This is a genomic window from Prosthecobacter sp. SYSU 5D2, assembly GCF_039655865.1.
Lineage (GTDB): Bacteria > Verrucomicrobiota > Verrucomicrobiia > Verrucomicrobiales > Verrucomicrobiaceae > Prosthecobacter.
This window is the reverse complement of record NZ_JBBYXL010000014.1, coordinates 148,251-172,535: the sequence shown is the minus strand read 5'-3', so window position 1 is coordinate 172,535 and position 24,285 is coordinate 148,251. Positions and strand designations below refer to the sequence as shown.

The 24,285-nt window shown below is 59.1% G+C and carries 19 protein-coding genes; 11 read left to right on the top strand and 8 right to left on the bottom strand.

The genetic code is table 11. The features are described 5' to 3' along the window. From WJU23_RS21670 to WJU23_RS21650, 5 genes are all read right to left on the bottom strand, one after another. Positions 1-3,166, bottom strand: a 3,166-nt coding sequence (locus WJU23_RS21670) for an efflux RND transporter permease subunit (protein WP_346334720.1), incomplete at its 3' end; no start/stop codon positions are given. A 147-nt stretch (positions 3,167-3,313) separates the two neighbouring features. Continuing rightward, positions 3,314-4,465, bottom strand: coding sequence for an efflux RND transporter periplasmic adaptor subunit (locus tag WJU23_RS21665; protein ID WP_346334719.1), 1,152 nt, complete (start codon positions 4,463-4,465; stop codon positions 3,314-3,316). A gap of 55 nt (positions 4,466-4,520) precedes the next feature. Continuing rightward, entirely contained in the window at positions 4,521-5,186 is a 666-nt protein-coding gene (locus tag WJU23_RS21660; RefSeq protein ID WP_346334718.1) for a TetR/AcrR family transcriptional regulator, read from the bottom strand. Between the two features lie 31 nt (positions 5,187-5,217). Then, a complete protein-coding gene (locus WJU23_RS21655; protein ID WP_346334717.1) occupies positions 5,218-6,498 on the bottom strand; it encodes an MFS transporter in 1,281 nt (426 codons plus the stop codon). Positions 6,499-6,555: 57 nt separating this feature from the next. Then, positions 6,556-6,969 (bottom strand): ketosteroid isomerase-related protein, encoded by a 414-nt coding sequence (locus tag WJU23_RS21650; RefSeq protein WP_346334716.1) that lies wholly within the window; start codon positions 6,967-6,969, stop codon positions 6,556-6,558. Positions 6,970-7,188: 219 nt separating this feature from the next. On the opposite strand from WJU23_RS21650, the gene WJU23_RS21645 reads away from it, so the two are divergent. From WJU23_RS21645 to WJU23_RS21605, 9 genes are all read left to right on the top strand, one after another. Next, entirely contained in the window at positions 7,189-7,542 is a 354-nt protein-coding gene (locus WJU23_RS21645) for a DUF3817 domain-containing protein (protein WP_346334715.1), read from the top strand. Between the two features lie 123 nt (positions 7,543-7,665). After that, the gene (locus WJU23_RS21640) at positions 7,666-10,083 is read left to right on the top strand and encodes a DUF1549 domain-containing protein (protein ID WP_346334714.1); all 2,418 of its coding nucleotides are present in this window, start codon (positions 7,666-7,668) and stop codon (positions 10,081-10,083) included. Positions 10,084-10,102: 19 nt separating this feature from the next. Further along, on the top strand, positions 10,103-11,551 hold the full coding sequence (locus WJU23_RS21635) for a DUF1501 domain-containing protein (RefSeq protein ID WP_346334724.1): 1,449 nt from the start codon (positions 10,103-10,105) through the stop codon (positions 11,549-11,551). 7 nt (positions 11,552-11,558) lie between these two features. Further along, on the top strand, positions 11,559-13,508 hold the full coding sequence (locus WJU23_RS21630; RefSeq protein WP_346334713.1) for a sulfatase: 1,950 nt from the start codon (positions 11,559-11,561) through the stop codon (positions 13,506-13,508). 22 nt (positions 13,509-13,530) lie between these two features. Further along, positions 13,531-14,904: a sulfatase gene (locus WJU23_RS21625; RefSeq protein ID WP_346334712.1), complete on the top strand. Its 1,374-nt coding sequence runs from the start codon at positions 13,531-13,533 to the stop codon at positions 14,902-14,904. Between the two features lie 30 nt (positions 14,905-14,934). Next, positions 14,935-16,476, top strand: a complete 1,542-nt coding sequence (locus tag WJU23_RS21620; RefSeq protein WP_346334711.1) for a sulfatase — start codon at positions 14,935-14,937, stop codon at positions 16,474-16,476. Between the two features lie 163 nt (positions 16,477-16,639). Next, positions 16,640-17,596, top strand: a complete 957-nt coding sequence (hprK, locus tag WJU23_RS21615; protein WP_346334710.1) for an HPr(Ser) kinase/phosphatase — start codon at positions 16,640-16,642, stop codon at positions 17,594-17,596. A 23-nt stretch (positions 17,597-17,619) separates the two neighbouring features. Continuing rightward, the gene (locus tag WJU23_RS21610) at positions 17,620-17,892 is read left to right on the top strand and encodes an HPr family phosphocarrier protein (protein WP_346334709.1); all 273 of its coding nucleotides are present in this window, start codon (positions 17,620-17,622) and stop codon (positions 17,890-17,892) included. Positions 17,893-17,999: 107 nt separating this feature from the next. Next, positions 18,000-20,048, top strand: coding sequence for an FAD-dependent oxidoreductase (locus WJU23_RS21605; RefSeq protein ID WP_346334708.1), 2,049 nt, complete (start codon positions 18,000-18,002; stop codon positions 20,046-20,048). A gap of 20 nt (positions 20,049-20,068) precedes the next feature. Here the strand turns inward: WJU23_RS21605 and WJU23_RS21600 are convergent, their stop codons facing one another. The 3 genes from WJU23_RS21600 to WJU23_RS21590 form a co-directional block, all read right to left on the bottom strand. Further along, positions 20,069-20,704 carry an ABC transporter ATP-binding protein gene (locus tag WJU23_RS21600; protein WP_346334707.1) on the bottom strand — a complete coding sequence of 212 codons (636 nt, stop codon included), beginning with the start codon at positions 20,702-20,704 and terminating at the stop codon, positions 20,069-20,071. A 13-nt stretch (positions 20,705-20,717) separates the two neighbouring features. Next, positions 20,718-21,575, bottom strand: a complete 858-nt coding sequence (locus tag WJU23_RS21595; RefSeq protein WP_346334706.1) for an MBL fold metallo-hydrolase — start codon at positions 21,573-21,575, stop codon at positions 20,718-20,720. A 156-nt stretch (positions 21,576-21,731) separates the two neighbouring features. After that, positions 21,732-22,751 carry a glutamine synthetase beta-grasp domain-containing protein gene (locus tag WJU23_RS21590; RefSeq protein WP_346334705.1) on the bottom strand — a complete coding sequence of 340 codons (1,020 nt, stop codon included), beginning with the start codon at positions 22,749-22,751 and terminating at the stop codon, positions 21,732-21,734. A gap of 195 nt (positions 22,752-22,946) precedes the next feature. On the opposite strand from WJU23_RS21590, the gene WJU23_RS21585 reads away from it, so the two are divergent. Further along, positions 22,947-23,384 carry a serine/threonine protein phosphatase gene (locus WJU23_RS21585; protein ID WP_346334704.1) on the top strand — a complete coding sequence of 146 codons (438 nt, stop codon included), beginning with the start codon at positions 22,947-22,949 and terminating at the stop codon, positions 23,382-23,384. Positions 23,385-23,459: 75 nt separating this feature from the next. Further along, the gene (locus tag WJU23_RS21580; protein WP_346334703.1) at positions 23,460-24,281 is read left to right on the top strand and encodes a protein phosphatase 2C domain-containing protein; all 822 of its coding nucleotides are present in this window, start codon (positions 23,460-23,462) and stop codon (positions 24,279-24,281) included. Positions 24,282-24,285 lie beyond the last annotated feature (4 nt).

Sequence of the window (24,285 nt, the reverse complement as noted above, 5' to 3'; positions counted from 1 at the left end):
GGGGGGAGGGGAGGGGAGGGGTGGTGGGGGCCGGGGCATTTTTGCGGCCTAACTTCATGACGAGGACATAGAAGACGGGGGTGAGGAAGAGGCCGAGGAAGGTCACGCCGATCATGCCGGAGAATACGGCGGTGCCCATGGCGCGGCGCATTTCGGAACCGGCACCGGTGGAGATGACCAGGGGAAACACGCCGGCGATGAAGGCAATGGAGGTCATGAGGATGGGGCGAAGGCGGAGGCGGCAGGCTTCGAGTGCGGCTTCCAGGGGGCTGAGACCATGGTCAAATTTCTCCTTGGCGAACTCGACGATGAGGATGGCATTCTTACAGGCGAGGCCGATGAGGACGATGAAGCCAATTTGAGTGAAGATGTTGTTATCCCCGCCCACATACATCACGCCAGCCAGGGCAAAAAGAAGGCACACCGGGACGATGAGAATGATGGCGAGCGGGAGGCGCAGGCTTTCATACTGGGCGGCGAGCACCATGAAAACGAGGAGGATGCAAAGCGGGTAGATATAGACGGCGGTATTGCCCGCGATGATCTTTTGATACACGAGGTCGGTCCACTGGTATTCGAAGCCGGGGGGGAGCGATTTGGCAAGCTCGGTCATGACCGCTTCACCTTCGCCGGAACTGAGACCGACGCCTGCGGCACCGTTGATATCGGCAGCGAGGTAACCATTGTAGTGGGTGACGCGGTCGGGACCGTTGGTTTCCTTGACCTTGACGAGGGAGCCGATGGGCACCATTTCGCCAGCGGCGTTGCGGGTTTTGAGGCGGGTGATGTCGCCGACGTCATCGCGGAATTGAGGCTCGGCCTGGGCGACGACTTGATAGGTGCGGCCAAAGCGGTTGAAGTCATTGACGTATAGGCTGCCGAGATTGATCTGGAGGGTTTCGAAAAGATTGGCGAGGGGGACGCCCTGGACCTTGGCTTTTTCGCGGTCCACTTCGGCTTCAAGCTGGGGCACGTTGACGGTGTAACCGGAATAGACCTGCTGGAGTTTGCCGCCGGTACCATAGGCGGCGCCAACGAGATTCTGGGTGGTTTTATAAAGAGCGTCATAGCCTTGGTCGCTGCGGTCTTGAACCATGAGCTTGAAGCCGCCTGTGGTGCCGATGCCGTTGACGGGAGGGGGGGAGAGAACGAGGACCATGGCATCCTGAATCTCCATGAACTTACCATTGAGGGCCTGTGCGATGGCATCGCCGGTGAGTTCAGGGGTGGTGCGGTCTTCGAAGTCATCCAGACCGACGAAGACGATGCCACTGTTGGGGCTGATACTGAAGCCATGGATGGAAAGGCCGGGGAAAGCGATGGCGTCTTTAACACCGGGATGGTCCAGCACGATCTCGGACATGCGGCGCATGACGGCTTCGGTGCGGTCCAGGGAGGACCCGTCGGGAAGCTGGGCGAAGCCGACGAGGTACTGTTTGTCCTGGGCAGGGACGAAACCGGTGGGCACCTGGTCAAAGACACGCACAGTGAGCCAGACGAAACCGCCGTAGAAAATGAGAGCGATGATGCTGAAACGGATGAGCCGTTTCACAATGCTGACGTAGGTGTTGGAAGACCACTCGAAGAAGCGGTTGAAGGGGCGGAAGAACCAGCCAAAGAGGGCGTCAATGAGGCGGGAAAGGATGTCCTTTTTGGCATCATGGCTCTGGAGCAACAGCGCGGAGAGCGCGGGGCTGAGAGTGAGGGAATTGATGGCCGAGATGACCGTGGAGATGGCGATGGTGACAGCGAACTGTTTATAAAACTGGCCGCTGAGGCCGCTGATGTAGGCCGTGGGAATAAAGACGGCACAGAGCACGAGGGCGGTGGCGATGATGGGGCCGGTGACCTCCGTCATGGCCTGCTTGGTGGCATCCACGGGATTGAGGCCGTTGCGGATGTTACGCTCGACGTTTTCCACCACCACAATGGCATCATCCACGACGATGCCGATAGCCAGAACGAGGCCGAAGAGGGAGAGGTTGTTGATGGAGAAGCCGAGGGCGTACATCACGGCAAAGGTGCCGACGAGGGAGACGGGAACGGCGGCGAGGGGAATGATGGAGGCGCGCCAGGTTTGCAGGAAAACGACGACAACCAGGACCACCAGGAGGATGGCCTCGATGAGGGTGTGAATGACGGCATCAATGGATTTGTCCACGAAGACGGTGGGGTCATAGGCGATGGCGTAATCCAGGCCTTCGGGGAACTTTTTCTTGAGCTCCTCCATCTTGTCGCGGACGGCCTGGGAAAGGGAGAGGGCATTGGCACCGGGGAGCTGAAAGATGGGGACGCCGACGGCGCGTTTGTTATTGAGAAGGCTGCGGAGGGCGTATTCGCTGGAGCCCATTTCGAGGCGGGCGACGTCCTTGAGGCGCAGCTTTTCGCCGTATTGGCCGACCTTAACAATGATGTTGCCGAACTCCTCTTCGCTGACGAGGCGGCCTTTGGTGTTGATGGTCAGCTCGAAGGGAACCGATTTACCCACGGGCTGCTGGCCGATGACGCCGGCGGCGACCTGGACGTTCTGCTCACGGATGGCATTGACGACATCGGAGGAGGTGAGGCCACGGGCGGCTGCCTTGTCAGGATCAATCCAGACGCGCATGGCGTATTCGCCACCCCCGAAGAGCTGGACCTGGCCGACGCCAGGAAGGCGGGCGAGCTCGTCTTTGACATTGAGGGTGGCGTAGTTGCGGAGGTAGAGCTCGTCATACCTGTCGTTAGGCGACAGGATGTGAACGACCATGGTGAGGTCGGGTGAGGACTTGACGGTGGTGACGCCGAAGCGGCGGACTTCCTCCGGCAGCTTGGGCAGCACTTGGGCGACGCGGTTTTGCACCTGCACCTGGGCCTGGTCCACATCGGTGCCCAGCTTGAAGGTGATGGTGAGAGTCATCACGCCATTGGCGGTACTCTGCGAGGACATGAAGAGCATGTGCTCGATGCCGTTGATGGTCTGCTCCAGCGGGGAGGCGACGGTTTCGGCAATGGTCTTGGGGTTGGCCCCTGGATAGGTGGCGGTGACGATGACCGTGGGCGGGGCGACTTCCGGATACTCGGAAATGGGAAGCTGGAAGAGCGAGATGCCGCCCAGGAGAAAGATGAGCAGGGAGAGCACACCCGCGAAAATGGGGCGGGTGATGAAGAACCGGGAGATGTTCATAACAGAAGAGCGGGAGGCGTGTCGGGAATACAGGTTCACTGTTTCCGGCCGTGAAATGACGGGAGGATGCGGGGGAGAGGGGAAGGCTATGTGCGATGCCGTGAGAGGCGAGGCGGCCAGGCGTCACTCAGAGAGTGATGCGTTGCATTAATTGGATGCGGTGGCTTTGGCCGGAGGGGCGGTGGGGGCCTCAATGGGGGTCACGGGCATGCCGGGCTGTGGCAGGCGCGCCTGGCCGTTGATGATGATCTTGTCCCCTGCGCTCAGTCCGCTGCGGATGATGCGCTTGCCATTGATGCTGGGGCCGATGACGACAGGCTTATAGACGCTGATGTTGTTTTCATCCACGCCCAGGACAAACTTGTTGGCCTGGTCAGTCAGGATGGATTTTTCATCAATGAGCAGGGCCGGGTATTCAGCTGTCATGGGGAGACGGACACGGGCAAAGAGGCCGGGGGTGAGAGAACCGTCGGTGTTGGAAAACTCGGCCCGGAGGATCATGCTGCCGGTGCTGGAATCGAGGCGGTTATCAAAGGACTCGATATGGCCTTTATGCTTGAACTCCGTCTCATTAGAGAGCTGAAGCTCAACCGGGACGCGGCCTTTGCCATTGGTGTAGAGCTTTTTATCCCGCTGCAGGGCCTGGAGGCGGAGGAGGCTGTTTTCGTCAATGTCGGTATAAACATAGACGGGGTCCACGGTGACGATGGTCGTCAGCAAGGTGGTGCCTGCGGTCACGTAGTTGCCCTGGGTGGTGATGGCGCGGCTGATGCGGCCGGAGATGGGGGCTTTGACCTCGGTGTGCTCCATCTCGATCTCGGCGCTATGCTGGGTGGCCTTGGCGGATTCGAGGGCAGCTTCGCCTTGGCGGAACATGGATTCGCGCATTTCAGCCTGCTCCGGGGCGATGGCCTTGGCGGCAAGGAGGCTGGAGACACGGTCGTATTCGCGCTTCGCGGCGAGGGCGCTGGCTTCGGCACGCTGGACTTCAGCAGTGGCGACGCGCAGCTTGGTGATGAAAGGGCGCTGATCAATGGTGAAGAGGATGTCTCCTTCTTTAACGAGGGCTCCGGACTGGAAATGAACCTCAGTGATGTAACCGGAGACGCGGGGGCGCAGTTCGACGGTTTCAACAGGTTCCACACGCCCCGTGAACTCCTCCCACTCGACCAGTGCTGTCTGCTCAACGGGCGCGAGCGTCACCGGAGCGGGTGGCATCTGACCACCGGCGCTTTCCTGCGGAGGCTTTCCACAGGAGGCGAGGAGCAGGACGAATGGGAGGAGGGTTTGGGGTTTCATGCGGTTTCGGGGGGGGAGGGTTCCGGGGGAGAAGCGGAAAAAGTTGACCAGTTGGTTAATTCGAGAGCGCAGAAAGTTGTTTCTTGGGAGATTTTGTTGCGTTCTTGACTGCTTTTTTCGGAGGGCTTTTGTTGACGCCGAGAATGATCATGGCACCGTTTTCGAATTCATCCAGGTAGCTGAGGTCATTCCACATGCGGGCGTGAAGGAGCAGGCCTTCGCTATAAGCAAAAACGATGCGGGCAAGGGCGTTGGGATCTTCCGCATTGATGATGCCCTGGGCATCGGCATCTCGGACGGCGCACTCATAATAGAGGATGAACTGGCTGAGGATTTCCTGGAGCTTGTTGCGCAGGCGGTCATCCACGGTGCTGATTTCGGCCCCGAGGGAATGAATGGGGCAGCCCAGGACGCGCCCATGTTTGACGAGGAGTTCCTCCTGCTCCTTGCGGAAGTTGCGGAAGCAGTTGACGATGCGGTCCAGGGGCGGGACGACGGGGGAGAAAGTCTGGTCAAGCTCGCGGCGGTGCTCAAGCCAGCTATGGTCAATGCCGGTGAGGGCGAGGTCGGTCTTGGACTCGAAGAAATGGTAGAAGCTGCCTTTCTTGACGCCGGCGCGCTCGCAGATCTGGTCCACGGAAGTGCTGCCATAGCTGCCGGTCCAGATCAGTTCGATCACGGCTTCGATCAGGCGGATTTTGGCGTCACTTGTGCGTCCCATGCGCTGGACACTGGCGATACTAGACGAACAGTCAACTATTTTTTTGTATGGGTGCCAAACGGGGTTCTGGAATGCCACGCAGGATGAGCATGGAGATGATGGCAAATAGAGCGGCGACGGCGGTCACTGCCTGGAAGGAATGGGTCCAGGCATAGATCTGCCCGCTGATGAAGGTGGACAGGAGGAAGGCGAAGACATTGCAAAAACCGAGGAGTGCCTGGAGGGTGGAGCGGCGCTCAGCCGGGCAGAGCTCGGCAGCAAGGGTGAGGTCGCCCACGCGGTCAAGAAAGAGACCGAAACCGAGGACAAAGTAAGAGAGCATGAAACCGGTGAACGAGCCGGTGAGAGCCACCCAAAGACAGAGGCCCAGGCAGACGATGCGGGAGGCCTGGAGGAGGATTTTACCCCCGCATTTATAGCCGACCCAGCCGGCCAGGAGGCTGCCAAGCACCACACCAATGGCCTGGCAGGTCACGAAGCGGCCCTCATCCGCCTCCGGCCTGCCGGTGACGTTGAGTGCGTGAATGGTGAGGAAGGAGACGACCATCAGGTAACCCATGCCGGTGAAACGGGCGAAGACGAGTTTTACCAGATAAGGCTGAGAACGGAGGAGTCCGGGGAGGCTGCGGAGGTAGTCCAGATAGGGGCCGTAAGGCTGGGCCGGGAGACGCTGCCGGTGGTGCTCATCCTCATGCATGAAGAGCTGGGAGACCCAGGAAACAAGGAGCAGGGCAAAAACGGCCAGATGTAGCCAGCCATAGGCTTCGTGCTTGGGATAATGGGTGAGGACAAAATGAATGACAGCGCCTGCCAGCACGCCTATCACGGCCTGAATAATGTAGCGCACGGCCCAGCCGGCGGCGCGCGCCCTTTCTGGCACCATACGGGTGACCATCTCCATCCAGGCGACGACGGTCATGCCGCCGATGAGGCCGGAGATGACGGGGGTGAGTACGACGATGGGCAGGAGGATGCCTTCAATCCGGTCTGAATAGAGGAGGATGAGGCCGGTGATGAGGTAGGGCAGCCTTTGCAGAAAACCGAAGGTGAGGACCCAGGGCTTGAAACGTGGAAGGCGCTCCACGACGGGGGCGATGAAGATGCCCACACTGGCAAAAGCCGCCGGCAGCAGGATGGGCATCATGGCGATGATCCAGGCGCGTCCGCCAAGGGTCTCAACCATCTTGGGCAGGACGCTTTCCGGGGCCAGGAAAGCGGTGCCGCCCATGTAAAGGCCGCCTTCCAGACAGTGGCAGATGAAATTCCGCCGCACCGCATGTGAATGAGGTTGCTGGGGGACGGTGGCAGACATGTGCTGGAGACGAAGGATGCCGCTATTCCACTCGGAATAAAGCGGTTTGAATGGGGATTACGCTCCAACTTGTCGCAGCCAATCTTCCAAATTGTAGTAATTGGTGACCCGCGCAATTTTCCCTTCACGGATGTCAAAAAAAGCTCCCACCCGCAGGCGGTAGGTCTGGCCTGTGGCGGGAGGCAAGCCCTCGTCGGTATTCAGGTAGGTGCCGAGGATGTAAAACTCAGCCGCAGCTCGGGTGCCGGATTCATGGGGCATGATGGCAAGTTCGGTCACCTCCTCGCGGTAACTGCGGTCCATGCGCTGGAGGAAGGCGCGGAAGATGTCTCTGCCGCTTTCAGATGCGCCCTGGTTGATGTCGTGGATGACGTCATCCGTCAGGAGGGCGAGCATGGCATCCCGGTCGCCAGCATTAAAGGTTGCGTAGTAAGATTCAATGAGGCGGGTGGCATCGGAGGCGGAGGGCATGATGAGGAGAAATTGAATGCGGGGAGGGCAGGGGTCAAGAGGGGGAGGGAGGAACGGGCCGGAATGCTAAGATGTTCGTGACCGATTGGACGCCCGGCTCTACCGCAGAGAGGCAAAGGCTGCAGTGGTATGAAGGGAGAAGTTTTTTGCGGACATCTCAGGCTGGATTGCAGAAATCGGAACAAGATGCCATCAGCCTTTGACAGAGAGCGGGGCAGGATGGATGAACAGGCTTCCCTCCACCCTTCGAAAATGACGTCTTTAAAGTCGATCCAGTTTCTCCGTCAAATTGCCCTTTTAGAAGGAGGTTCGTTTTTGCTGCTGCTGGGAGTGGCGATGCCGTTGAAGTACCTGGCGGACATGCCGATGGCGGTGAAGGTCGTGGGATGGGCTCATGGGGTGCTGTTTGTGGTGTTTCTCTATGCGCTGCTGCAGGTGATGCTGAAGACGCAGTGGTCGCTGGCTCGATGCGCGGTGGTTTTTGTGGCGTCGCTGCTGCCGTTCGGCCCCTTTTTACTGGACCGGAGGATGCGGGAATGGGGGAGCGAGGCGAAGAAGGATGCGGGGGGTTGAAGGCGGGTTTGCGGGATCCGACACAAAGTTTGCTGATGTTTTGACGGGCAGGGCTTCGTTTCGCAGGTGTGACAGGCTTGTCTCCCAACCAGAGACTGGAGTAAGCTGGGTCCGACCTGCTGTATGAAACCGACTTTTTTCCTCCTGCTCCTGAGTGCTGTGCCTGCCATGGCAGGGGTGGATTTTGCCCATCAGGTGGTGCCTGTGTTGAGAAAGCACTGTGCGGAGTGCCACATGGGGGACAAGAAGAAGGGCGGCTTCTCGATGAATGACCGGGCCTCGCTGATGACGGGCGGGGAAAACGGGCTGGTGGTGGATGTGGACAAGCCGCACACGAGCCTGCTGCTGGAGGTGGTGAGCACGGAGGATGAGGACCTGCGGATGCCGCCAAAAGGGGATGGCCTGACGGAGGCGGAGGTGGCGGTGCTGAAGCAGTGGGTGGCGGAGGGGCTGCCCTGGGAGCCGGGATTTGCCTTCAAGAAACCGGCCTATGAACCGCCGCTGAAGCCCCGTGAAGTGACGCTGCCGCCGGTGGCGGACGGACGGGAAAATGCGGTGGACCGGCTGATGGACGCCTATCTGGCGGAGAAGAAACTGACGCGGCCTGAAACGCTGGAGGATGGAGCGTTTATGAGGCGGGCTTTTCTGGATCTGATCGGGCTGCTTCCGACACCGGAGGAACTGGCGGATTTTAAGGCGGACACTGGCGCGGACAAACGGGCGCGGTTGATCCAGTCGCTGCTGAACCGCGATGTGGACTATGCGGAGCACTGGCTGACCTTTTGGAATGACCTGCTGCGCAATGACTATGGCGGGACGGGGTTCATTACGGGAGGACGCAAGCAGGTGAGCAAGTGGCTGTATGAGGCGCTGGTGAATAACAAGAAGTTTGACCAGTTTACCCGTGAGCTGATCGCCCCGCCGACCCAGGAGAGCCGGGGGTTTATTGACGGCATCAAGTGGCGGGGCGAGGTGAGCGCGGGGCAGACGGTGGAGATCCAGTTTGCGCAGAGTGTGGGGCAGTCATTTTTGGGCATCAATTTGAAGTGCGCGTCCTGCCATGACAGTTTTGTGGACCGGTGGAAACTGGATGAGGCCTATGGGCTGGCGGCGATCTATGCGGAGAAGCCGCTGGACATTCATCGCTGCGACAAGCCGGTCGGGCGGCAGGCGAAGGCGGGCTGGCTTTTCCCGGAGATCGGCCAGGTGGATGCAGCAGCACCGCGTGAGGAGAGGCTGAAACAACTCGCCGATTTGATGACGCATCCGGAGAACGGACGCTTCACGCGGACGATCGTGAACCGGCTGTGGCACCGGCTCATGGGCCACGGGCTCGTGCATCCGCTAGATGCGATGGACACGGCTCCGTGGAATGCGGATCTGCTGGATTACCTGGCCATGCATTTGCAGGAGAACGGGTATGATTTGAAGAAGACGCTGGAACTGATCGCGACGTCACAACTCTATCAGTCGCACGGTGAAGTGGTGACGGGAGAGGATGACGGGGGCTTTGTCTTTAAAGGTGTGCGGGCCAAAAGGCTGACGGCGGAGCAGTTCATGGACGGGGTGTGGCGGCTGACGGGGGCGGCGCCGGACAAGATGGATGCGTCGGTTTTTCGCGGGAAGCCGGATCCGGAGCTGGCGAAGAAGATCCAGCTTAAAGGCAAGTGGATCTGGGGGGACTCTGCCCTGCCAGGGAGTGTGCCGCCAGCGGGAGAAAAGATCCTTCTGCGAAAGGTGCTGAAACTGGATCAGGCGGTGGCGGAGGGATCTGCGATCATGACCTGTGACAATGGTTTTACGTTGTATCTCAATGGGCGCAAAGTGACGGGCAGCGAGAACTGGGAGCAGATCGTGGCGGTGCCCGTTCATGACAAACTTGTGGTTGGGCAGAACAACATCGTGGTGTTGGCCAGCAATGCGGGAGCCAAGCCGAATATGGCCGGACTGTATTTTGAGGCACGCCTGAAGCTGGCGGACGGGAGCGAGATGACGGTGACGACGGATGACACCTGGCAATGGAATCCGAAGGTGCCGGAGGGCAGGGAAGGGCGGCTGGGGGCGGTGGCAGCCAAGGGCTGGAAGCCGGCGACGGTGGTGAAAGCGAACGGATCCTGGCGGCAGGCGCTGAATGCGCAGGGGCCGGGCTTGCTGGCGCAGGGCGGGAAGAGCGGGCATCTGGTGGTGCGCGCGAGCCTGCTGAAGAGCGACTTTTTAATGCGCTCACTGGGGCGGCCTAACCGGGACCAGATTGTCTCGATGAGACCGAATGAGATTTCGACGCTGGAGGCGCTGGATCTTTCCAATGGGGAGGCGCTGACGAATGCGCTGGCCAAGGGGGCGGGGAATCTTGCGGAGCGTGAATGGAAGTCTCCGGCGGAGCTGGTGAAATGGGTTTATCAGCAGGCGCTGGCACGGGACCCGGCGGCGGCAGAACTGGAAGCGGCGCTGGAGGTGGTGGGCGCTAAAGCGGATGAAGCGTCCATCCAGGATCTGCTGTGGGCGGTGGTGATGCAGCCGGAGTTTATGTTTGTGAGATAACTTTTAACCGATTCAGATGATGAATACCGAATTCGATCCGCAAGCTCCTAAACATATTGTTAGGCGCGACTTCATCCGCCAGCTGGCAGCGGCAGGCACGGCGGCGTGGATGACGGGACAGCCGCGACTGGTCCGGGGGGCGGCTTTGCAGCATCCTGAGGCGAAGGCGGATGCCTGCATCCTGCTGTGGATGGCGGGCGGGATGGCGGCACCGGAGACGTTTGATCCGAAGCGGTATGTGCCGTTTGAAAAGGGGCTGGAGGTATCCAAAATGCTGAGCACGTTCCCGGCCATTGATACGGCGGTGGATGGTGTGAAAATCTGCGAGGGGCTGGAAAACATCGCCCAGGTGATGGACCGGGGGACGCTGATTCGCAGTGCGATCCAGCCGGATCTGGGAAGCATCCTGCACAGCCGGCATCAATATCACTGGCATACGGGGTATGTACCGCCGCAGACGGTGGCCTGTCCGCACATTGGGTCCTGGATGGCAAAGGTGCTGGGGCCGCGCAATGCGGTGATGCCGGCGTTTGTGAACATTGGCCAGAGGCTGGAAGGGGTGGGCGAAAGCGAGGAGCTGAAGGCTTTTACTACAGCAGGCTTTTTTGGCAGTGAGTATGGGCCGATGAACTTGCCGTATCCTGAGGAAGCGGCGACATCGGTGAGGCCGCCAAAGGGAATGGATGCGAACCGTTTTGCGAGCCGGGACAAGCTGTTCCGCAAGCTGGTGGATCAAAGCCCGCAGCGTGATTACATGAGCGATCATCAGCAGCAGTCGCTGATCCGCAGCATGGACAATGCGTACCGTCTGCTTAGCTCCAAGGAGCGTGAGGCGTTCGACATCACGTTGGAGCCGAAGGAGAGCTATGCAAAGTATGACACGGGCCGGTTTGGCCGGGGCTGCCTGCTGGCACGGAGGCTGGTGGAGGCGGGGGTGCGTTTTGTGGAAGTGACCACGGAATACGTGCCGTTTTTCCAATGGGATACGCACAAGGACGGGCATACGACAGTGGACGGGCTGCACAAGGAAATGGACCTGCCCATCGCCACCCTGGTGAAGGATCTGGAGGAGCGCGGGTTGCTGGACCGGACGCTGATCATCATCGCCAGCGAGTTTAGCCGGGATGCGATCATGGAGGGCAAACCGGGCTCGAATGCGAATGACCAGGCCACGTTTAAAGTGGAGAAACTGGAGGAGATGAAGCACTACGGGCTGCACCGCCACTTCACGGCAGGAACCAGTGTGATGATGTTTGGCGGCGGGGTGAAGAAAGGAACGGTCTATGGTGAAACGGCGGATGAACGTCCGCTGGTGGCGACGAAGAACCCGGTGAGCGTGATGGACCTGCATGCCACGATCATGACGGCCATGGGCATCAGTCCGAAGACAGAGTATCTCATTGAAGGCCGGCCCTTTTACGTCACTGAAGACGGCAAGGGCAAGGCTGTGACGGACATTTTTGCGTGATATTTTTATGAAACAAATACTACTGGGTATCTTTCTTTTGACAGGGCTGGTTACAGCCGCTGAAAAACCGAACGTGGTCCTCTTTCTGGTGGATGACATGGGCTGGATGGACAGCGGAGTCTATGGCTCGCAATATTATGAGACGCCTAACATAGACCGTTTTGCCAAACGAGGGATGAGGTTCACGCGGGCCTATGCCAACCCGCTATGCTCTCCCTCACGGGCGAGTATTTTGAGCGGCAAACACCCGACCCGGCACGGTGTCTTAACGGCCAGCGGACACCTGCCGCCGCAGCCAGAAGGGCATAACTTTATGCCGGAGAGCGCACCACCAAACCGGCCGATGATCAGCCCGGAGAGCAAGAACTACCTGGACCTTTCGGAGATTACCCTGGCGGAGGCTTTGAAGGAAGCAGGCTATCGCACGGCTCACATTGGCAAATGGCACCTGGGCCTGACGGAGATGCACAGGCCTGAAAAACAGGGCTTCGATGTGGCCTTTCATTGCGCGCCTGATCCTGGGCCGCCAGGAAATTATTTTTCACCGTATGGGGTGACGAAGGAAGGGATACCGAACAACAAGAACAAAGTGGGCACCATTACGGACGGACCGGAGGGTGAATACATCGTGGACAGGCAGGCGCAGGAGGCGGTGAAGTTCATCGCCGGGAGCGAGGGGAAGCCATTTTTTCTGAACCTGTGGTGCTATGGGGTGCATGGTCCCTGGGGACACAAGCCGGAATATACGGCGGAATTTGCGAAGAAGAAAGATCCGCGCGGCGTTCAGGGAAATCCGATCATGGCCTCCATGCTACGCAGTGTGGATGAGTGCTTCGGTACGATTTTGGACGAGCTGGACAAGCGTGGCCTAACTGAAAATACGATCATTATCTTTTACTCGGACAATGGGGGCAATGTCCACAGCAACATCCCCAATACGGCGAAGACTGCACAAGCGGAGAAGTTTAAAAACGAGGCTCTGACTGACTGGCGCAAATGGGCCGGGGACCGGGCCCCGACCGACAACACGCCGCTGCGAGAAGGAAAGTCTAAACTGTATGAAGGCGGGACGCGTGTGCCGATGATCTGGTCGTGGGGAGACCGCATCAAGCCTGGCAGTGTGAACGAGGAAAGCATCGTGGGGCACATTGATCTTTATCCGACGGTGCTGGAACTGACGGGAGTGGCCAAACCAGAGAAGCAGGTAATCGACGGGGTGAGCCTGGTACCTGTGCTGATGGGGAAGGAAGGGCTTGAACGGACCGCCTTTTTTAACTTCTTCCCTTACCGGCCTTTTGAAGGCGGGGCGACTGTCTGCGAAGGTGACTTCAAACTCATCCGCTGGTTTGACGAAGGGGTGCCACGTGAGCTGTATAATTTAAAAGATGACATCGGTGAGCAGAACAACCTGGCTGAACAAATGCCTGACAAGGTGAAGGAGCTGGATGTGCTAATTGACGGGTTCCTCAAAGACACAGGCGCGTTGGTGCCGAAGCCAAACCCGGCTTACAAAGCTCCGGCGAATGTGACGAAAGCCGGGGTGGACCCGATGCGAGGCCTGGTGCCGAAAGGATGCAAGGCCACGCTGGTGAAAGGGGCGCTGCGCATTGACGCCGAAGTGCCCCGGCCGTTTCTGGGCAATGCATCCGTGAAGGCAAATGGAGCGGTCACGCTCAAGATGCGGGCACGCAGTGCTAAGGGTGGCGCTGGGAGTATCCACTGGCGCACTGGGGACCAGGAGACATTCGTGAATGACGTCAACATCCTCGAGTATGCCATGACGGGCGGCGGCGAATGGCAGGACATCACGCTTGAGCTGCCCATCAAGACTTCACTGGCTGGCTTCCGCCTCTTTTTGCCGGCGGCCAAGGTTCCTTTGGAGATCGAGTCGCTGAGTGTGATCACCAAGAATGACGGGAAGCCCGTCAAAGTCTGGACCTTTGCAAGCCAGCCCTGAACCGTTTTACCTTTTTCCAACCATGAAGCACCTCCTCACTTACATCACCGCACTGGCCATGATGGCCGGGTTTGCCAAAGCCGCCGATGCGCCGCCTAACATAGTTTTCATTCTCTCCGATGACCAGTCCTATAAGGATTACAGCTTCATGGGGCATGAGGTGATCAAGACGCCGAACCTGGACAAGCTGGCGGCGCGGAGCGCGGTCTTCACTCGCGGTTATGTGCCCACGGCTCTATGCAGGCCATCACTGGCCACCCTGGCTACGGGACTTTATACTCATCAGCATAAGATCACAGGAAATGATCCGTCTCATGATCTGGCCAAACCGGATACACCCGCGTATGATGCCCTGCGTGAGCGCCTGATCAGCCACATGGACGCGCAGCCAACGTTGCCGAAACTACTGGGTGAAAAAGGTTATTTGAGTCATCAGTCCGGCAAATGGTGGGAGGGACCGTATCAGCGTGGCGGCTTCACCCATGGCATGACGCGGGGTTTTCCCAACAAGGGTGGCCGCCATGGTGATGATGGCCTGAAGATTGGCCGCGAAGGCTTGCAACCGGTTCTGGATTTTGTGGACCATGCCCAGGCGGAAAAAAAGCCATTTTATCTTTGGTATTCTCCGTTTATGCCGCATACGCCGCATACACCGCCGGAGCGCCTGCTGGCCAAGTATCGGGACAAGGTGGACTCCCTGAACGTGGCGAAGTATTATGCCATGTGCGAGTGGTTCGACGAAACCTGCGGGGAACTGCTGGACTACCTGGACAAGAAGGGCCTGACGGAAAACACCCTGGTGTATTACATCTGTGACAATGGCTGGATCCAGCAGCCGGATGGCAAAGGCTATGCCCCGCGCTCCAAGCAGTCGCCAAATGAAGGCGGCACCCGTCAGCCGATCATGCTGAGCTGGCCGGGCGTGATCAAGCCGGGCAAACGGGACGAACTGGTGAGCAGCATTGACCTGGTGCCCACCGTGCTCAGCGCAGCCGGAGCACGCATCCCTGAAAAACTGCCAGGCATGGACCTGATGCCGATGATCCGTGATGGCAAGAAGCTGGAGCGGAATACGCTCTTTGGCGAGACCTTTGCCCACGATGTGGCGGATGTGGACAAGCCCGAAGCCAGTCTGATTTTCCGCTGGGTGATCGAGGACAAATGGAAGCTGCTGCTGACCTATGACGGGAAGCTGGGACGTTATGCCAGCACGCATCCAAGGACAGAAAAACGCCCGCAGCTCTATGACCTGATGGCCGACCCCGATGAGAATAACAACCTAGCCAAGGATAATCCGGAAGTGGTGAAGCACCTGGCTGGGAAGATTGCCAGCTGGTGGCCGGTGAAGGAACGCAAGGTCATCACCGAATGGAGTGAGGTGAACGAGTGGAAGTGAAGTGAAACGACCGATTTAAAGAACAGAATCATGAAGCTATTTTCTATTTTCATTGCCGGTGTGGCCCTGGCCTCAGCGGGCTTTTCTGCCGAGGCTAAAAAACCGAACATCCTGTTCATCGCCATTGATGACCAGAACGACTGGATCGGCACTCTAGGCGGCCACCCCATGGCCAAGACACCGAACATCGACCGGTTGGCCGCAAAAGGCACGGTTTTCCTGAATGCCCATTGCAATGCCCCCCTGTGCAATCCGTCCAGAACGAGCTTGATGTTAGGCCTGCGCCCCACCACGACCGGGGTCTATGGTCTCGCACCTTGGTTTCGCACCTTGCCGGAGTGGAAGGATCGTGTGGCGCTGCCGCAACACTTTGCCAATCATGGCTACCGCACCGGGGCGACTGGCAAAATTTACCATGGTGGGACGGGCAATGTCGGCAAGGGAGGGAAGGGGCCGAAGGCAAAGGCCAAAGCCCAGGCGGAAGGCGCTGGGAAAACCGTGCCTGAGTTCCATGTCACTGCCCCTTATGGCGGCGTTGGCACCAAGCCGCCGAAGAAGCTCATCCCGCCCACGCCCATGGGGGATCATCCGCTGATGGACTGGGGCGTCTGGCCGCTGGACAATGATGACACTGGCAAAGGAGACTATCAGGTGGCCTCATGGACGGTGGAGCAGATCAAAAACGCGCCGAAGGACCAGCCGTTCTTTCTGGCGGCCGGATTTTTCCTGCCTCATGTGCCGTGCTACGCGACCCAGAAGTGGTTCGACCTGTATCCAGATGACGACAGCGTGCTGCCTAAAATCAAGGAAGGCGACCGCGACGACACGCCGCGTTTTTCCTGGTACATGCATTGGAATCTGCCGGAGCCGCGCCTGAAGTGGGTGAAGGAAAACAACCAGTGGCGGAATCTGGTGCGCAGCTACCTGGCCTGCACCAGTTTTGTGGATGCCCAGGTGGGCAGACTCATGGACGCCCTGGAAGAAAGTGGCCAGGCGGACAATACCATCGTGGTGCTATGGGGTGACCATGGCTGGCATTTGGGGGAAAAGGCTATCACGGGAAAAAACACTCTGTGGGACCGGGGGACGAAAGTGCCGCTCATTTTCGCGGGACCGGGCGTGACGAAAGGGGGCCGCAGCACCCAGCCGGCCGAGCTTTTGGACATGTATCCGACGCTGATTGAACTGGCCGGGGTCCCCGCACGTGATGACATCGAAGGCCTGAGCTTGGTGCCGCAGCTCAAGGATGCCGCAGCGAAGCGCGAGCGTCCTGCCATCACCAGCCATAACCAGGGCAACCATGGCATCCGAAGTGAAAAATGGCGCTACATCCACTATGCCGATGGCAGCGAGGAACTCTACGACATGGTCAAAGATCCCGAGGAATGGGACAATCTGGCCGGGAAACCGGAGTATGCGGAAGTCATCGCCGAGCACAAAAAATGGCTGCCTAAAATTGATGTGCCGCCTGCCCCGAACAGTGCCAGCCGCGTGCTGACCTACGACAAGGCGACGGATGAGGCCGTCTGGGAAGGGACGACGGTGAAGCGGACGGATCCGATTATTGAGTGAGGTGGACTAACATTTCATGAGTCCCCGCTGCCTGCCGGTGGTGGGGACTTTTTTTGTGTAAAAAGACCATGAGCGGGGCCGGAGGTGACAGAGGGCTTGCCTCGGGTGCCGGATTGTGACATTTCAGGGCTGTCCTGCCCCTATTTGCGATATGAGTCCCTCCATGAAAATGAAACGTCCGTCCGCCGTCACGGTGGAGGAGTTTTTTAAAACCAATGAAAAGGTGCTGAAACTGCGTCTGGTGGGCAGCGATGTAGGATTCAAGAGAAAGATTTCGGAGCCGTCGGTGAACCGGCCAGGTCTGGCTCTTTCGGGCTTTTTCACCTATTTTGCCTACAAGCGGGTGCAGATCATCGGGAACTCGGAACATTCCTTTTTGGAGGGGCTGGAGCCGAAGCTGCGTGCGGCCAGATTCAGCCAGCTTTGCAGCTGGGAGATCCCCTGTCTGATTGTGGCGCGCGGCCAGCGGCTGAGCGAGGACCTGGTGGCGGTGGCCAACGAGGCCGGGATTTCCGTTTTCCAGACGAGCATGATCACGATGAAGTTCATCAATGCGGCGACGATCAAGCTGGAGTGGGCTTTTGCGCCGACGATGCTGGTGCACGGCTGCCTGGTGGATGTGCAGGGCATCGGCGTGCTGGTTCAGGGCAAGAGCGGCTGCGGGAAAAGCGAAAGCGTGATCGGCCTGCTGCAGCGCGGGGCCAGCCTGGTGGCGGATGATGCGGTGCGGCTGCGGCTCATTGAGGAAAGGGAGATCATCGGCTCGGCCCCGGAGATGACGCGCAACATGATCGAAATCCGCGGCCTGGGCATTCTGAACGTGGCGGCGCTGTTTGGCGTGGGCTCCGTGCGGATGAGCAAGCGGCTGGATCTGGCCGTCAATCTGGTGCACCTGGCGGAATCCAATGACCTGGAGCGTGTGGGCATGGCTGCCCAGACGACGGACATCATGGGCCTGACGGTGGCCAAGGTGGACATACCGGTGGCCCCAGGCCGCGACGTGGCGGGCCTCATCGAGCTGGCGGCCCTGAATTATAAACTGCGCACCTTTGGCTATAACAGTGCCGTTGAGTTTGATCAAAGATTGTTGAAAAAGATGGCAGACGACCAGATAGGTTAAACCGCGCCCAGCCAAATTACCGCATGACTCTCAGCAAAGACCTTACAATCCGAAACAAGATGGGGATGCACGCCCGTCCGGCGGCGCAGTTCGTGAAACGTGCCAGCAAGTACAAATGCGACATTTGGGTGGAGAAGGATGATGAGCCTGTTAATGGAAAAAGCATCATGGGCCTGATGATGCTGGCCGCAGGTCGTGGAGAAGTGATCAAGCTGACCACGGAAGGGGTAGATGCGGAGGCTGCCATGGCGGATCTGGAAGAGCTGATCACGACGGGTTTTGGCGACGTGGAGTAAGCGCCATCTATCTGGTGGCTTGCCCGCATAGCGGAGCCTTTGGCGGCCCCGATGAAGAAGATTGTCCAAAAAGGGACGCTGCTGCCCTTAGGGTGCTTTAACCAACCATGAAACGACTGTTCCTGCTATTCCCCTGTCTTCTCTCTCTGACCCATGCGGCCACGGAATCGGATGTGCTTGTCTATGGGGCGACGCCCGGAGGCTTTTGTGCGGCCATTGCGGCTGCCAGAGAGGGAGCTTCTGTCGTGTTGCTGGAGCCAACGGACCATGTGGGCGGTGTGAACACGGGCGGGTTGAGTTTCAGCGATTCCAACCAGACGGTGCGCAGCACGGTGATGGGGCTTTTTGATGAATGGCATTCGCGCATCGAAAAGGACTATGAGGAACGTGGAATCGAGCTGCCCTACAACGTCAGTGTGAAAGACCAGAGCAAGTGGACCTATGAGCCAAGTGTAGCCATGCGCATCACCCGGCAAATGCTGGATGAAGCCAAGGTACAGGTGCTGACGAAGCAGATTCTGCAAAAGGCGCTCAAAGAGGGCCCCCACATCACCGGGGTGAAGACGGACCAGGGGGAATTCACGGCCAAGACTTTTGTGGATGCCACGTATGAGGGAGACCTGCTGGCGGCGGCGGGCGTGAGCTGGACGATCGGGCGCGAGGGAAAAAAGGAGTTTGGTGAGTCCTATGCGGGCAAGCAGTATCCGAAGGCCAAGATGCCGATCAACGGCTTTGACGCCGAGGGGAAAATCCTGCCGCTGCTGACCACGGATGATGCAGGCCCGGAGGAGGAAGGGGACAAGAATGTCATGGTGTACAGCTTCCGCCTGTGCGTGACCAAAGAGGCGGCCAACCGGGTGCCATTTCCAAAGCCGGCGAACTATGATCCGGCCCGTTTTGAGGCGGTGCGCCGTTACTTTGCCGAGGAAAAAAGGCCGCACATTCTGTGGGACCTGTATCCGCTGCCTAACAACAAGTTTGATGCCAACAACGGCATCGGCAAACAGTTCTCCATGGGCCTGGTAGGTGCCTGTAATGGCTGGAGCGAGGCGGATGCGGCCGGGCGTAAAAAGATCTGGGATGCCCACAAACAATACACGCTGGAGCTGTATCATTTCCTGACGACGGATGCGGCTGTGCCGGAGCATCTGCGTGCGGAGCTTGGTGAGCTGGGGCTGTGCAAAGATGAATTTCCAGAATACGGCCACTGGTCCCCGCAGCTTTATGTGCGCGAAGGCCGCCGCATGAAGGGCATGTATGTGGTTTCCCAAAAGGACATCTTGGATCAACCGGAGAAGGAGGATGCCATTGCCGTGTCATCCTTCCCGATTGATTCCCATGACTGCCAGCGGGTGGCGCTGAAGGATGGCGGGGTGATCAATGAAGGGACGATCTTCCCGGTGCGCATTCCAGGGCGCAGGCATGGCTATGCGTATCACATTCCTTATCGCAGCCTGCTTCCGCTGGCGCAGGAATGCGACAACCTGCTGGTACCGGTGGCGCTTTCCTGCACGCATGTGGCCATCTCCTCCATCCGGGTGGAGCCTACCTGGATGATCCTGGGCCAGAGCGCGGGGATCGCGGCAGCGCTGGCTGCCAAGCAGGACCTGGCGGTGCAAAAGCTGCCATACGCAGACCTGAAAGAGCGGCTGCTGGCGCAGAAACAGGTGCTGGATCTGCCGGTGCTGGAGGAGCTGCCACCAGAGGCCGTGAAGGCGATGAGCATTGATCCGGCAAAGCTGCCTGGCATTGTTCTGGATGATGCACAGGCGGAGCTGTCCGGCACCTGGAAACACTCATCCGGCTTCAAGCCGCACGTGGGGAATGGCTATGTGCATGATGACCGCCGCGCTGACGGGAAATCAGTGGCGACCTTTAAGTTTAAAGCACCAGCGGCAGGCAAGTATGATCTGCGGATGGCCTACTCGGCGCATTCAACTCGTGCCACGCGGGTGCCGGTGGCGATCCAGAGCGGCAGCCATTCCGCCCGGATCCTGGTGGATCAGACGTTGTCCATGGCGGAGGGGGAGTCCTTTCGCACCGTAGGGAGTGTGATGCTGAGCGCGGAAGGCGAGTGCATATTGACGGTGAGAAACGAGGACACGGACGGATTTGTGATCCTGGATGCGCTACAACTGGTGAAGACCGGGGACTGACCTGGCCTTGCGCCGCTCACTCACTCGCGGACGATTTTGCCGTCGGCCATGCGCAGTTTTAATTGCGCCATAGCGTCGGCCTCGCGGCTGGAGTGGGTGACGTGGAGGACGGTCAGGGCGTGCTTGATGTGCAGATGACGGAGGAGCTGGACGGCCTCCGCGTGCGTGGCCTCGTCCAAGGCAGAGAGAGGCTCGTCCAGCAGCAGGACGCGGGGTCTGGCGGCGAGGGCGCGGGCCAGGGCGACGCGCTGTTTTTCACCACCGGAGAGGTGGTCTGGCTGGCGGTCCAGCAGGTGGGCGATGCCCAGTTCGGCGGCGAGTTCCGTGACGGTGGCTTCTGTATCCGGAGAGCCTTGAAGGGATGGGGCGAAGCCGATCTGGTCGCGGACGGAGCGCCTTGGAAAAAGGGCCAGATCCTGGGGCAGATATCCAATCTGGCGCTGCCGTGGCTCCAGCCGGGTCACATCCCGGTCATTGAGCAGCACCCGTCCGTGGGAGGGGATGCGCAGGCCGCAGAGGATCTCCAGCAGGGAGGTCTTTCCACAGCCGGTGGAGCCCATGAGCACGGCATACACGCCTGTGGGAATCTCGACATGGATGTCCTTGAGAAAGAAGCCCCCCGGAGCCTGCCAGGCGATGTTGTCGAGCTGGATCATGGGATGAGTAAACTCAGAACAGAGCCATTTGCTGCATGGGCTGCACTTGCACGGAGACGCTGAGGCTGATGACCACACGGCGGCGGGCGACCTCGATGGTGGGCGTCAGGCAGCGGCGGCTGGCGCAGACCACGCGCGTTTCATGGACACCGACGCGTTGCAGGGACTCCTGGATGCGTTTGGAGGCGCGGTCGGGATCGTTGCAATCATCACTGAGGTGACCAAGCACCACATGATGCAGACCGCTATGAGCCACGCTTTCAATAAGTTCCGCCGCTTGGTCATTGGAGAGATGGCCATGGCGGGAGCTTATGCGCTGCTTGGTGGCCCAGGGACGCTTGGTGTCTGCTTCGAGGAGCTGGGTGTCGTAATTGGCTTCGACAAACAGGCTGTCGGCGGCTTTGAGGCGGTCCTTGATGAGGTTGGTGACAAAACCGACGTCGCTGAGCACGCCGAGGCGGGATTCTTCATCGGCGATGACAAACCCGACGGGGTCCACGGCATCATGCGGGACGGGGAAACATTCGATGCGCAAGTCCTGGAAATCGAAGGCGCTGCCGGTGGTCATCATGCGCCAGGACGGTGCGCTGCGGAACTTGAGGCTGCCCTGAAGGATTTCCCGGGTGAGGGCGGTAGCATAGAGGGGCAGGGGACGTTTGCTGCTGAGCACCTCCAGGCCGTTGGTGTGATCCTGATGCTCATGGGTGAGCAGGATGCCGTCAATCTGGTCCAGCGTATAACCGGCGGCTGCGAGCCGCAGGCAGATCTGTTTGGCGCTCAGCCCTGCATCAATGAGCAACGTCGTGCGCCCGGTGGAAACCAAGGCGCAATTGCCTGAGCTGCCGCTGCCGAGAACTGTGAGTCGAACCATGTCTGTTGTTTTTAACCGACAGGCCGCGAGTGGCAAGGCGCAATGGCCCTTTTGGGGCGAAAAAGTGGGGGCCAGCGCCGGTGTTTTTACAAAAAAGCGCCGCCTGTTTCCAGGCGGCGCTCCGGGTGAGAGAGTGTGATCGTTGTCGAAACTCAATTAAGGCTTCGGCACTTCGGCGATGGTGGCCAGAATGCGGGAAGCGATGGCGTAGGGATCGCCCTGGGAGTTCGGACGGCGGTCTTCCAGGTAGCCCTTGTAGTCATTTTTGATGAAGCTATGGGGCACACGGACGGATGAACCGCGGTCAGCGATGCCGTAGGTGAACTTGTCGATGGACTGGGTCTCATGCAGACCGGTGAGGCGCATGTGGTTGTCCGGACCATAAACGGCGATGTGCTCGTTGAGGTTCTTGGCGAAAGCGGCCATGAGGGCTTCGAAGTATTCCTTGCCGCCGACGTCACGGAGATAGTCCGTGGAGAAGTTGGCGTGCATGCCGGAGCCATTCCAGTCGGTGTTGCCGAGGGGCTTGCAGTGGAATTCGACGTCAATGCCGTATTTCTCGCACAGGCGGATGAGGATATAACGCGCCACCCACATCTGATCGGCGCACTTCTTGGAGCCTTTGCCGAAGATCTGGAATTCCCACTGGCCTTTGGCCACTTCGGCATTGATGCCTTCGTGGTTGATGCCGGCGTCCAGGCAGAGGTCGAGGTGTTCTTCGACGATCTGGCGGGCGACATCGCCGACGTTTTTGTAGCCGACGCCGGTGTAGTAAGGGCCCTGGGGAGCCGGGTAGCCGTTTTCGGGAAAGCCAAGGGGGCGGCCGTCCTGGTAGAGGAAGTATTCCTGCTCAAAACCAAACCAGGCGCCCGGATCGTCCAGGATGGTGGCGCGGGAGTTGGAAGGATGGGGAGTCACGCCATCAGGCATCATGACTTCGCACATGACCAGAACACCGTTTTTGCGGGTCGTATCCGGGAACACCGCGACGGGCTTCAGCACGCAGTCAGAGCTGCGGCCTTCGGCCTGCTGGGTGGAGCTGCCGTCAAAGCCCCAAAGAGGGAGTTCTTCCAAGGCGGGGAAGCTGGCGTATTCTTTGATCTGGGTCTTGCTGCGCAGATTTGGCACGGGCGTATAGCCGTCGAGCCAGATGTATTCGAGTTTGTATTTGGCCATGGTTGTGGTGTTCGACTTGTATGTGTTGGGGCCGAGGGAAAGAAAGGGAGAATCTTCGCTTCGAGCCGCGCGAGTGGATGAAGCATGGAATATGCCAGAACAGAAATCATTTTTTAGCCCAAATGCAAAAAACTCACCCTGAAAATGAAGACCAGCGCCTGTTGCGACTACTGCCAGGCCGGGTTTAATTGCCCCATGGTGGAAGCAAAAAATACCGCACGGGCACTGGTCCGCCTGGGATACGACGGGCGTGTGCACAAAACTTTCCGGGGGCACATGGCCAAGGAGCGCTTTGAACATGAGGTGCGAGTCTTGAATTATCTGGAGAAGCAGGGCTGCAAATTTGTGCCGAAGGTGCTGGAAACGGACCCTGAAAAACTGCATCTGGTAACCTCCAACTGCGGCAGCCGCGTGGACCACCTGACGGAGGACCGCTTGCGTCAGCTCTATGCTGAACTGGAGCAGTACGGCGTACGGCATGAGGACCCCTACACACGGAATGTCACCTACAGCCCGCAGCTGGGACGGTTTTGCCTGATTGATTTTGAGTTTGCTACCATCCTGGACCAGCCGGACCTGGGGCCGCCGCCGCCGGAGCCAGACCCGGATGAGCAGGGGCCGCGCGGGTGGTGAGGAGCCGCTTTCTGCCCCCATTGCAAAGCATTGCCAATCTGCATATTCCGTAGCAGACTCTGCCTTCCCAACCCTGTGACTCCCGACGGCCACCCTACCTCCCTTTCCTGGTCCGGCATGACCCATGTCGGCCGTGTGCGCAAAAACAACGAAGATGCCTTTCTGGCCCTGGCGTATGATGCCCAGGAGGTACGCTATCTGGGCAAAGTGGGGGAATCCACACTGGATCACAGCGACTTTGTCTTTGCCGTCAGCGATGGCATGGGCGGGGCGAATGCGGGGGAATTTGCCAGCCGCACGGCGGTGGCACGCATTACGCGATTGATGCCAAAAGTTTACCGGTTGGCGGCGCAAAGGCTGGCAGGTGGCGTGAATGATGCGCTGGAAGAAATTTTCAGCCACGTGCATGAGGAGCTGAACCGGATGGGCAGGTCCTATGCAGAATGCTCCGGCATGGGCGCGACGCTGAGCATGGCCTGCTTTTCACCTGGCTGGATGCACTTTGGCCACATCGGCGACAGCCGGATTTATTATCTGCCCAAAGAAGGCGGGATGATGCAGGTCACGCAGGATCACAGCTATGTGGGCTGGCTTCGCCGCCAGGGTAAGCTGAATGAGCGGGAGGCGCGCAACCATCCGGGACGAAATGTGCTGAACCAGGCGCTTGGGGCCGGCCACCAGATACTCAACCCGCACTTTGGTGCGGTGAGCTGTCATCCGGGTGATAAGTTTTTGCTGTGCAGTGACGGTGTTATGGACGGACTTTGGGACAACCGCATCGCCGAATATCTTTCGACACCGGGGGATCAGCCCAAGGCATTTAAAATCGTGGAACGTGCGGTGGCTGAATCAGGCAAGGACAACTGCACCGCCGTGGTGGTGGAGTTTGCGTCCTGAACAG

Coding starts and splice junctions, on each gene's coding strand:
- WJU23_RS21595 (WP_346334706.1), bottom strand. CDS start 21,575: ATGGTTCGACTCACAGTTCTCGGCAGCGGCAGCTCAGGCAATTGCGCC.
- WJU23_RS21630 (WP_346334713.1), top strand. CDS start 11,559: ATGAAACAAATACTACTGGGTATCTTTCTTTTGACAGGGCTGGTTACA.
- WJU23_RS21655 (WP_346334717.1), bottom strand. CDS start 6,498: ATGTCTGCCACCGTCCCCCAGCAACCTCATTCACATGCGGTGCGGCGG.
- WJU23_RS21635 (WP_346334724.1), top strand. CDS start 10,103: ATGAATACCGAATTCGATCCGCAAGCTCCTAAACATATTGTTAGGCGC.
- WJU23_RS21625 (WP_346334712.1), top strand. CDS start 13,531: ATGAAGCACCTCCTCACTTACATCACCGCACTGGCCATGATGGCCGGG.
- WJU23_RS21590 (WP_346334705.1), bottom strand. CDS start 22,751: ATGGCCAAATACAAACTCGAATACATCTGGCTCGACGGCTATACGCCC.
- WJU23_RS21605 (WP_346334708.1), top strand. CDS start 18,000: ATGAAACGACTGTTCCTGCTATTCCCCTGTCTTCTCTCTCTGACCCAT.
- WJU23_RS21600 (WP_346334707.1), bottom strand. CDS start 20,704: ATGATCCAGCTCGACAACATCGCCTGGCAGGCTCCGGGGGGCTTCTTT.
- WJU23_RS21660 (WP_346334718.1), bottom strand. CDS start 5,186: ATGGGACGCACAAGTGACGCCAAAATCCGCCTGATCGAAGCCGTGATC.
- WJU23_RS21620 (WP_346334711.1), top strand. CDS start 14,935: ATGAAGCTATTTTCTATTTTCATTGCCGGTGTGGCCCTGGCCTCAGCG.
- WJU23_RS21665 (WP_346334719.1), bottom strand. CDS start 4,465: ATGAAACCCCAAACCCTCCTCCCATTCGTCCTGCTCCTCGCCTCCTGT.
- WJU23_RS21610 (WP_346334709.1), top strand. CDS start 17,620: ATGACTCTCAGCAAAGACCTTACAATCCGAAACAAGATGGGGATGCAC.
- WJU23_RS21640 (WP_346334714.1), top strand. CDS start 7,666: ATGAAACCGACTTTTTTCCTCCTGCTCCTGAGTGCTGTGCCTGCCATG.
- WJU23_RS21650 (WP_346334716.1), bottom strand. CDS start 6,969: ATGCCCTCCGCCTCCGATGCCACCCGCCTCATTGAATCTTACTACGCA.
- hprK (WP_346334710.1), top strand. CDS start 16,640: ATGAAAATGAAACGTCCGTCCGCCGTCACGGTGGAGGAGTTTTTTAAA.
- WJU23_RS21645 (WP_346334715.1), top strand. CDS start 7,189: ATGGATGAACAGGCTTCCCTCCACCCTTCGAAAATGACGTCTTTAAAG.
- WJU23_RS21585 (WP_346334704.1), top strand. CDS start 22,947: ATGGTGGAAGCAAAAAATACCGCACGGGCACTGGTCCGCCTGGGATAC.